Raw genomic sequence first — 10,496 nt, forward strand, 5'->3', positions numbered from 1 at the left:
ATCGCCGCCGGTTTTGCAGTTTGTTATGACCTGATTACGAATTCAGTATTTTATTTATTTAAGACAAGAGAGCTTTCAAAAATGGCAGAGGCCGCCGATATTTTATTGCGCCTGCCCGCCGCGGAACGACCCGCCTGGGCATTTTTCGATGCCGAATGGTATGGCCGCGTCCATCCCCGGCTTCCCTGCGGACCCGATCCCGCCGCCCTGCTCGACTATTATCTCGCCATCGGCGCGCGGCTGGGCCACAGCCCGAACCCGCTCTTCGCCGAGCCGTTCTACCTGGCGCAGAACCCCGATGTCGCCGTTCTCGTGGCCGAGGGGACCTATCGTTCCGGCTTCGACCATTTCTGCCAGTTCGGCCATCGCGGCCTCAACCCGCACTGGCTGTTCGACGACACGCTCTATGGCGAGCTCTACCCCGACATGGCGCTCGATAATCTCGACAAGTTCGAAATCCGCGGCCGCTACGACCACTGGCTGAAATGTGGCCAGCGGGAACAGCGGATCAGCCATTTCCTGTTCGACGGCAGCCTCTATCGCCAGCGGGTCGAGGAGGCCGGCGGCGATCTCGCCCGGCTCGACGAGATCGGCGCCTTCACCCACTATCTCCACACGCTCTGGAGCGGCTCTGCGGAGCTGCCCACCTCGCCCTATTTCGACCCCGCCTGGTATCTCGCGGCCCACGAAACCGCCCGCGACGACATCGCCCAGGGCCACGCCCTCAACGCGCTGCACCACTACATCACCAGGGGCGAGGCCGCCGGTCTCGATCCGGTCGCCGAATTCTCCGAGAGCTACCATCTCGACACCTATGACGACATCGCCGCCGCCGTGCAGGCCGGCGCGCTGCGCAGCGGCTTTCACCACTTCCTCCGCTACGGCGCGCTCGAGCTGCGCCGCCCCCGCGCCGATATCGACCTCGTCTATTACCGCGACACCCATGCCCGCGTCCGCAGCGACCTCGAAACCGGCGCGGTGCGTGACGCCTTCGCCCATCTGCGCCTGATCGGGCTGAAAGAGGGGCTCGGCCACTGCCCGCCCGAGCGCGTGCCCGACCTGCCGGAGCGCGCCACCCGCCAGCTCTTCGAGCTGCGCGCCCGCAACCACTCCGCCCTCTTCGCCCGCCAGCGGATCGATTTCACCGTCTCCGGCACGCCGGACGTCTCGGTGATCATGGTGGTGCACGGCAAGTTCGACCTCACCATGCAGGCCCTCGCCTCGCTGCGCGCCAATTTCGCCGGCAATATCGAGCTGGTGCTGGTCGACAACGGCTCGACCGACGCCACCACGCGGATCGAAACCTTCATCCACGGCGCGCACGTCATCCACGATCCCGAAAATCCCGGCTTCCTGCTCGCCTGCAACCGCGCCCTCGCCCACGTCACCGCCCCGGCCGTGCTCTATCTCAACAACGACATCGAACTCGGCTACGCCGCCATCGCCACCGCGCTGCGCCGCCTCGCCACCGCCCCCGATATCGGCGCCGTCGGCGGCAAGGTCATCCGCACCCACGGGCGGTTGCAGGAAGCCGGCTCCATCATCTGGGCGGACGGCTCAACCCAGGGCTATCTGCGCGACGCCTCGCCGCTGGCCCCGGAAGCCAATTTCGTCCGCGACGTCGATTTCTGCTCCGGCGTCTTCCTCCTCTGCCGCACCGACCTGGTCCAGCGCCTCGGCGGGTTCGACGAAGACTACAAGCCCGCCTATTACGAGGAAGTCGATCTCTGCGTGCGGATGATCGAGGCCGGCTTCCGCATCATCTACGATCCGGACGTGACGATCCATCACCTCGAATACGGCAGCTCCGCCAACACCGAAGCGGCCTCCCGGCTGATGCGCCGCGGCCGCCGCGTGTTCGTCGGCAAACACGCCGAATTCATGCGCCGTCAGCTCACCGCCGGAACCCCCGGCAGCGAGGTCCGCGCCCGCGCGCGCAACGGCGCCGGCAAGCACCTGCTCTTCATCGAGGACACCGTGCCCGTCCGCCATCTCGGCTCCGGCTTCGTCCGCGCCAACGATGTCGTCCACGCCATCGCCGCCGCCGGCTGGCAGGTCTCCGTCCTGCCGATCAACGGCGCCCGGCACGACCTGATGAGCCAGTTCGGCGACCTGCCCGAAACCGCCGAGGTGCTGCACGACCAGACCATCCTGACCCTGCCCGACCTCCTCGCCGACCGGCCCGGCTTCTACGACGCGCTCTGGATCTCCCGCGCCCACAACCTCACCCGCATCGCCCCCATCCTCGCCGAAGCCGGGATCGACCCGACAAAAATCCCCTTCGTGCTCGACACCGAGGCCGTCGCCGCCACGCGCGAGGCCGAGGCCGCCGCCCTGCGCGGCGACAATGACTTCGACCTCACCGCGGCCATCAACGCCGAAATCGGCGAGGCCAGGGTCTGCCGCCACCTCACCGCCGTGAACGAGGCCGAAGCCGCCTTGCTGCGCGGCGTCGGGCTGCCGAGCGTCTCCGTGCTCGGCACCATCCGCGACCTCGACCCCACGCCCCGCCCCTTCGCCGAACGCGAAGGCCTGCTCTTCATCGGCAGCATCCACCGCGAGGACAGCCCGAATCTCGACAGCCTCCGCTGGTATCGCGACGAGATCCTCCCCGCCCTGCGCAAGGTGATGGACAACCCGCCGACCCTCACCTTCATCGGCTACACCGCGCCGGATCTCGACCTCGCCGAACTCGACGACATCCCCGGACTCGCGCTGCGCGGCATGGTCGCCGATCTCCGCCCTGCCTTCGACGAACACCGCCTGTTCATCGCCCCCACCCGCTTCGCCGCCGGCACGCCCTACAAGGTCTACGAAACCGTCTCCTACGGCCTGCCCTGCGTCGCCACCGAACTGCTCTGCCGCCAGCTCGGCTGGAAACAGGGCAAGGAAATCGCCGCGGTCCCCCGCAACGACGCCAAGGCCTTCGCGTCACAGATCGCGTCGCTCTACCGCAACGAAACGCAATGGACCGCGATGCGAAACGCCGGGCTGCGACGCCTCGGCGCGGAAAACGACCGCGCCCAATTCAACGCGGAAGTCCGCCGCATCCTCGCCAGCATCGCCACCTGACCCGCCAGGCTTTTCGCCCCGGATTTTTGCCCCGGCGCCCGTCGGCCGGAGCAAAAATCCGTCCGGCTATGCCGTCCGGTCGCCGCCCGCGCCAATCGCCGCCTGCGCCGCCGCCAGCCGCGCCACCGGCACCCGATACGGGCTGCACGAGACGTAATCGAGCCCGATCTCCTCGCAGAACGCGATCGAAGCCGGATCGCCGCCATGCTCGCCGCAAATCCCGAGCTTGAGCCCACCCTTGGTGCTCCGCCCGCGCTCGGCGGCGATGCGGATCATCCCGCCAACCCCCTCGATATCGATCGAGACGAACGGGTCCTTCGGCAGAATCCCGCTCTCGACATATTTCGGCAGGAACTTGCCGGCATCGTCGCGCGACAGGCCGAACACCGTCTGCGTCAGGTCGTTGGTGCCGAAGGAGAAGAAATCGGCCGACTGCGCGATCGTGTCCGCCGTCAGCGCCGCGCGCGGCAGCTCGATCATCGTGCCGATGCTGTAATCCAGCACCCGCCCCGCCTCGTCGAACACGGCGGCGGCCACCCGCTCCACCTGCCCGCGGGTGATGTCCAGCTCGCGCTTCATCCCCACCAGCGGAATCATGATCTCCGGCACCGGCGCCTTGCCGGTCTCGGTCTCCACCTCCAGCGCCGCCTCGAAAATCGCCCGCGCCTGCATCTCATAGATTTCGGGGAACGAAATGCCGAGGCGGCAGCCGCGATGGCCGAGCATCGGGTTCGCCTCGGAAAGCTCGGCCGCGCGCTGGCGCATCGCCTCGACGCCCATGCCGAGCGCCGCCGCCACCTCCTCCAGCTCCGCCTCGCCATGCGGCAGGAATTCGTGCAGCGGCGGGTCGAGCAGGCGGATCGTCACCGGCAGCCCCGCCATGATGCGGAACAGCGCCACGAAATCCTGCCGCTGATAGGGCAGCAACTTCTCCAACGCCGCCCGCCGCCCGGCCTCGTCATGCGCCATGATCATCTGCCGCACCGCGCCGATGCGCTCGGGATCGAAGAACATGTGTTCGGTGCGCGACAGGCCGATCCCCTCGGCGCCGAACTTGCGCGCCGTCTCGGCATCCAGCGGCGTCTCCGCGTTCGCCCGCACCCGCAGCCGGCGCACCTCGTCGGCCCAGCCCATCAGCCTGGCGAAATCGCCCGAAAGCTGCGGCTCGATCATCGGCACGAAGCCGGTGAAAATCTCGCCCGTCGCGCCATCCAGCGTGATCGTGTCGCCCGCCCGCAGCGTCACCCCACCGGCGGCGAGCGTCTTCGCGCCGTAATCGACATGAATGCCGCCCGCCCCGGCCACGCAGGGCCGGCCCATGCCGCGCGCCACCACCGCGGCGTGGCTGGTCATGCCGCCGCGCGTGGTCAGAATGCCGCGCGCCGCGTGCATGCCGTGAATATCCTCCGGGCTGGTCTCGATCCGCACCAGGATCACCGCCTCGCCCTTCTGTGCGCGCATCTCCGCCTCGTCGGCCGAGAACACGACGATGCCCGAGGCCGCCCCCGGCGAGGCCGGCAGCCCGCGCGCCAGCAGCGTCTTCTTCGCCTTCGGATCGAGGGTCGGATGCAGCAGCTGGTCGAGCGATTGCGGGTTCACCCGCGTCACCGCTTCGCGCCGGTCGATCAGCCCCTGCTCCGCCATCTCCACCGCGATCCGCACGCTCGCCGGCGCCGTCCGCTTGCCGTTGCGTGTCTGCAACATATACAGCTTCTGCTGCTGGATGGTGAATTCGATGTCCTGCATGTCGCGGTAATGCCGCTCCAGCGTCTCGCGCACCCGCACCAGCTCGGCATAGGCCGCCGGCATCGACTGTTCGAGGCTGATCTCGCCCGGCTTCGCATAGGCGTTCGACAGCGGGCGCGGCGTGCGAATGCCCGCCACCACGTCCTCGCCCTGCGCGTTCGGCAGATATTCGCCGTAGAACTCGTTCGCCCCGGTCGAGGGGTCGCGGGTGAAGCACACCCCGGTCGCGCAATCCTCGCCCATATTGCCGAACACCATCGCCTGCACGTTCACCGCGGTGCCCCAGTCGGCCGGAATTTCGTGCAACCGCCGATAGGTGATCGCCCGCTGGTTCATCCACGAGCCGAACACCGCGCCCACCGCGCCCCAGAGCTGATCGTGCGGGTCCTGCGGGAAGGGCTTGCCGGTCTCGGCCTGCACCACCTCCTTGTAGGCCTCGACCACGCGGTGCCAGTCCTGCGCCGAAAGCTGGGTGTCCTCGGTCGCCCCTTCATCGAGCTTCACGTTCTCGATGATCTCCTCGAAGCGGTGATGCGCCACACCCAGCACCACCGAGCCATACATCTGGATGAACCGCCGATACGAATCCCAGGCGAAGCGCGAATCCCCCGCCCCCTCGGCCAGCCCCTGCACCGTCACATCGTTGAGCCCGAGATTGAGCACGGTATCCATCATGCCGGGCATCGACACCCGCGCGCCCGAGCGCACCGAAACCAGCAGCGGGTTGTGCTTGTCGCCGAAGCGCCGCCCCACCTCGCCCTCGACCTTCGCCAGCGCCGCGTCCACCTGCGCGCGCAGCCCCTCGGGATAGGCGCGGTCATTGTCATAGAACGCGGTGCACACCTCGGTGGTGATGGTGAACCCGGGCGGCACCGGCAGGCCGATGCTCGCCATCTCCGCAAGGTTGGCGCCCTTGCCGCCGAGCAGGTTGCGCATCGCGGCCGAACCGTCGCTGGCGCCGGGGCCGAAGCTGTAGACGTATTTGCTCATCGGGGCGTTACCCTTCCAGTTTCGAGAAATCGGCGACGCGATGCATCACGTCGCGCAGGCGGGCGAGAAGTCGCAGACGATTGCGGCGCAATTCCGCACCCGCCGCATTCACCGTCACATGATCGAAAAACGCATCGACCGGCGCGCGCAGCGCCGCGAAACCCCGCATTGCGCCGGCGAAATCCTCGTCTTCCAGCCGGCGCCGCGCTTCGAGGTCCACCGCCTCCAGCGCATCCGCGAGCGCGATCTCCGCCGGCTCGGCCAGCAAGCCGGGATCGATCGTGCCCTCGTGCGGCCCGTCCTTCGCATCCTCGATCCTGAGGATGTTTGTACTCCGCCGATACGCCGCGAGCAGGTTCGCCCCGTCCTCGCTGGCGAGAAACGCCCCCAGCGCCTCGGTCCGCGCGATCAGCCGGGTCAGGTCGTCATCCCGCGCCGCATCCAGAACGGCGTTCAGCACGTCGAACCGCTTGCCCTCGCCGCGCAGCTTCACCCGCAGCCGCTCGATCAGGAAGTCGAACACCTCGGCACCCACCAGCGGCATCAGGTTCAGCCTGAGCCCGGTCTCCAGCACGATGCGGATCACCCCCAGCGCTGCCCGCCGCAGCGCGAACGGGTCGCCCGACCCGGTCGGCGTCTCGCCGATACGGAAGAACTCCCGCAACGTATCGATCTTGTCCGCCAGCGCCACGGCGGCGGACACAACCCCCGAAGGCACCTCGTCCGACGGGCCTTTCGGCTGGTAATGCGTGCGGATCGCCCCGGCAATCGCGTCGCCCTCGCCGGACGCCTCGGCGTAATACCCGCCCATGATCCCCTGCAATTCGGGAAACTCGCCGACCATCCCGCTCACCAGATCGGCCTTGCACAGAAGCCCGGCCCGCGCCGCCGCATCCGCCGCCGCCGCATCCGCGCCCAGCGCCAGCGCAATCTCCCGCGCCAGCGCCTCGATCCGCCCGGCCCGCGCATGCTGGGTGCCGAGCTTCGCATGGAACGTTACCGCATCGAGCTTCGGCAGCCACGACTCCAGCCTCTGCTTGCGATCCTGCGCCCAGAAATGCTCCGCATCCGCGAGCCGCGCCCGCAGCACCCGCTCATTGCCGGCGATGATCGCCGCCCCGCCATCATTCGCGGCGATATTGGCGACGAAGGCGAAATAGGGCGCCGGAGTCCCCGCCGCGTCCCGCGTCGCGAAATAGCGCTGGTTCACCTTCATCGACAGTTCGCGCACCTCCGGCGGCAGCGCCATCTGCCCCGGATCGATCGCCCCGATCAGGCAGACCGGCCACTCCACCAGCCCCGCGACCTCGTCCAGCAGCCCCGCATCCTCGGCAACGCCGAGCCCTTTGTCTCCGGCCGCCGCGCGCAGCCCCGCCCTGATCCGTTCCCGCCGCTCATCGGCATCGACGATCACGAACCGCGCCCGCAGCTCCTCCCGCCATTGCGCGGCGGAGGCCACCCTGAACGCGCCCGGCGCCAGAAACCGGTGCCCCTCGCTCTCATCGCCGCTCGCAACCGGCCCAAGCGTGAACGGCACCACCGCGCCATCGAGCAGACACACCACCCGCCGCAGCGGCCGCACCCAGGTGAACGCCCCGCTCTGCCCCCAGCGCATCGATTTCGGCCAGCCGAACCCGGCCAGCGCCTGCGCGAATTCCTCGGCGATCAGCTCGCCCGCCGGCCGCGACGGCAGGTTCCGCCGGAGCAGGAAATACCCGTCCTCCTCGACGAGGTCTTCCCGCGCCGCCCCGTTCTTGCGCAGGAACCCCTCCAGCGCCTGCGGCGGTGCGGCGAGCTTCGGCCCCCGCACTTCGCTCGCCGATGCCGGCACCTCGGCCGCGATCGTCGCCGTCACCGCGATCCGCCGCGCCGCGCCAAAGGCAACCACATCCCGCGGCGACAATGGCGCGAGCTGCGCGCCCACCAGCTTGGCGAGCTGCTCCGCCGCCGCCGCCTGCATCCGCGCCGGAATCTCCTCGGAGAAAAGCTCCAGAAAGAACTCAGCCATGTTCCTTCTCCCCCGCCACCCACGCTTCCGCACACGCCTTCGCCAGCGCCCGCACCCGGCCGATATAGGCGGCGCGCTCGGTCACCGAAATCACCCCCCGCGCGTCCAGCAGGTTGAAGAGATGGCTCGCCTTGATGCACTGGTCATAGGCCGGCTGCGCCAGCCCCCGCCCCACCAGCGCCCCGCATTCTTTCTCCGCGTCCCCGAAATGCCGCATCAGCATCGCGGTATCGGCGACTTCGAAATTATGCGCCGAATAGTCCTTCTCCGCCCGGAGGAACACATCGCCATAGCTCAGCGCGCGCGGCCCCTCGGCGTCGTTGAAGCGGAGCGAATAGACGTTCTCCACCCCCTGCACATACATCGCCAGCCGCTCCAGCCCGTAGGTCATCTCGAAGCTCGGCACATCCACCGCGATCCCGCCGACCTGCTGGAAATAGGTGAACTGCCCCACCTCCATCCCGTCGCACCAGATCTCCCAGCCGAGCCCCCAGGCGCCCAGCGTCGGGCTCTCCCAGTCATCCTCGACGAAGCGGAAATCGTGCCGCAGCGGATCGAGCCCGATCTCCCGGTAGCTCGCCAGCAGCAGTTCCTGCGCCTCCGCCGGCGAGGGCTTCATGATCACCTGATACTGGTAATAATGCTGCAACCGGTTCGGATTCTCGCCATACCGCCCGTCCGAGGGCCGGCGCGAGGGCTGCACATAGGCCGCCGCCCACGGTTTCGGCCCGAGCGAGCGCAGCGTGGTCGCCGGGTGGAAGGTTCCCGCCCCCATTTCCATGTCGTAAGGCTGCAGGGTCACGCAGCCCTGCCGGGCCCAGAACCGGTGCAGCGCGAGAATGATATCCTGGAAGCTCAGGGCGTGTTTCTGGTCTTGCATGGGTCCGTGATATGCAGCCGGGTCTGTCGCAGTCGTTTTCGCGACGCACCATTACGAGGCAAGGGGCATGAGGGCAAGATTCGCACGGGCCGACCTGATCGGAATCGCGGTGGTGATCGCGCTCGCCGCCGCCGCGATCGGCTTCCGCATGGCGACGATCGCGCCCCGCGCCTATGTCGGCCTCTGTGCGAGCGCCCACGCCCCGCTGGTCTGCGCCCCACGCCACGCCGTGCTCTGGCTGCAATACGAACGCCTGTTCGGCTTTCCCGCCCTGCTGCTCGGCCTGCTCGGCTTCGCCTTCGCGCGCCGCCCGCTCGGCATCGCGGGTGCCGCCCTCGGCATCCTCGCCGTCATCAACTACAACGGCACCGAAGGCATCGTCGGCGCCGCCCTCGGCCTCTGGGCTGGCTCGAAGCCGCGATGCCGGCACGCCTCGACCGGGGAGAAGGACAAATCCATGCGCGCGAATAGCCACACCATGCTCGATTTCGATCTCGGCGAGGAGATCGACGCCCTGCGCGAGACGGTCCGCCGCTTCGCCGCGGCCGAAATCGCCCCCCGCGCCGCCGCGATCGACCGCGACAACGATTTCCCGGCCGATCTCTGGGCGAAACTGGGCGACATCGGCCTGCTCGGCATCACCGTGCCGGAGCAATATGGCGGTGCGGGCATGGGCTATCTCGCCCATTGCGTGGCGATGGAGGAAATCTCCCGCGCCTCGGCCTCGGTCGGCCTGTCCTACGGCGCGCATTCCAATCTCTGCGTCAACCAGATCCGCCTCAACGGCACCGACGCCCAGCGCGCGCGCTACCTGCCGGACCTCGTCTCCGGCCGCAAGGTCGGCGCGCTCGCGATGTCCGAGCCCAATGCCGGGTCGGACGTGGTGTCGATGCGCCTGCGCGCCGACAAGCGCGGCACAACCTACGTGCTGAACGGATCGAAGATGTGGATCACCAACGGCCCCGAGGCCGACACGCTGGTGGTCTACGCCAAAACCGACCCCGAAGCCGGCCCGCGCGGCATCACCGCCTTCCTGATCGAGAAAGGCATGCCCGGCTTCTCCTGCGCCCAGAAGCTCGACAAGCTCGGCATGCGCGGCTCCAACACCGGCGAGCTGGTCTTCGAGGAGTGCGTCGTCCCCGAGGCCAACGTGCTCGGCGGGGTGGGGCGCGGCGTCAACGTGCTGATGAGCGGGCTCGACTACGAGCGCGCCGTCCTCGCCGCCGGGCCGCTGGGCATCATGCAGTCAGCGCTCGACATCGTGATCCCTTACGTCCACGAGCGCGAGCAGTTCGGCCAGAAGATCGGCGAGTTCCAGCTCATCCAGGGCAAGCTCGCCGACATGTACGTGACGATGAGCGCCGCCCGCGCCTATGTCTACACCGTGGCGAAAGCGTGCGATCGCGGCCGGACCACCCGCAAGGACGCCGCCGGCGCCATCCTCTACGCCGCCGAGAAGGCGACCTGGATGGCGCTGGAGGCGATCCAGTGCCTCGGCGGCAACGGCTACATCAACGATTATGCGACCGGCCGGCTGCTGCGCGATGCCAAACTCTACGAGATCGGCGCCGGCACCTCGGAAATCCGCCGCATGCTGATCGGCCGCGAGCTGTTCAGGGAAACCGCCTGAGCCGCGCGCCACGCTCGGGAAGAATTTGACGCCGGCGGAAAACTGCGGCACCGAACGCGGCCATGCGCCATTTCCTTGATTTCGAGAAACCGGTCGCCGAGCTTGAGGCCAAGATCGAGGAGCTGCGCCGGATGACCGATCCGGGCGGGCTCAACATCGCCGAAGAGGTC

The 10,496-nt window shown here is 68.3% G+C and carries 5 protein-coding genes and 1 pseudogene; 3 read left to right on the forward strand and 3 right to left on the reverse strand.

What is annotated here, in order from left to right:
- The first annotated feature begins 81 nt into the window (after nt 1-81).
- Complete coding sequence (locus tag ACIDOCELLA78_RS000000108915) at nt 82-3,072, forward strand: glycosyltransferase (RefSeq protein ID WP_201729281.1); 2,991 nt, start codon at nt 82-84, stop codon at nt 3,070-3,072.
- 66 nt (nt 3,073-3,138) lie between these two features.
- Here the strand turns inward: ACIDOCELLA78_RS000000108915 and ppdK are convergent, their stop codons facing one another.
- From ppdK to ACIDOCELLA78_RS000000108930, 3 genes are read right to left on the reverse strand one after another with little or no spacing between them, the layout of a single operon-like run.
- Nucleotides 3,139-5,808: a pyruvate, phosphate dikinase gene (ppdK, locus tag ACIDOCELLA78_RS000000108920; protein ID WP_201729282.1), complete on the reverse strand. Its 2,670-nt coding sequence runs from the start codon at nt 5,806-5,808 to the stop codon at nt 3,139-3,141.
- 7 nt (nt 5,809-5,815) lie between these two features.
- On the reverse strand, nt 5,816-7,816 hold the full coding sequence (gene glyS / locus ACIDOCELLA78_RS000000108925; protein WP_201729283.1) for a glycine--tRNA ligase subunit beta: 2,001 nt from the start codon (nt 7,814-7,816) through the stop codon (nt 5,816-5,818).
- Nucleotides 7,809-8,696 carry a glycine--tRNA ligase subunit alpha gene (locus ACIDOCELLA78_RS000000108930; RefSeq protein WP_201729284.1) on the reverse strand — a complete coding sequence of 296 codons (888 nt, stop codon included), beginning with the start codon at nt 8,694-8,696 and terminating at the stop codon, nt 7,809-7,811. Before ACIDOCELLA78_RS000000108930 ends, glyS begins: the two co-directional genes overlap by 8 nt.
- 457 nt (nt 8,697-9,153) lie before the next feature.
- Here ACIDOCELLA78_RS000000108930 and ACIDOCELLA78_RS000000108935 point away from each other — a divergent pair, with 457 nt between their 5' ends.
- Both ACIDOCELLA78_RS000000108935 and ACIDOCELLA78_RS000000108940 read left to right on the forward strand, forming a co-directional pair.
- Nucleotides 9,154-10,326 carry an isovaleryl-CoA dehydrogenase gene (locus ACIDOCELLA78_RS000000108935; protein ID WP_201729285.1) on the forward strand — a complete coding sequence of 391 codons (1,173 nt, stop codon included), beginning with the start codon at nt 9,154-9,156 and terminating at the stop codon, nt 10,324-10,326.
- Nucleotides 10,327-10,388: 62 nt separating this feature from the next.
- Nucleotides 10,389-10,496 (forward strand): annotated as a pseudogene (locus ACIDOCELLA78_RS000000108940) (acetyl-CoA carboxylase carboxyl transferase subunit alpha); the annotation flags it as partial.

Source organism: Acidocella sp. C78 (genome assembly GCF_907164655.1).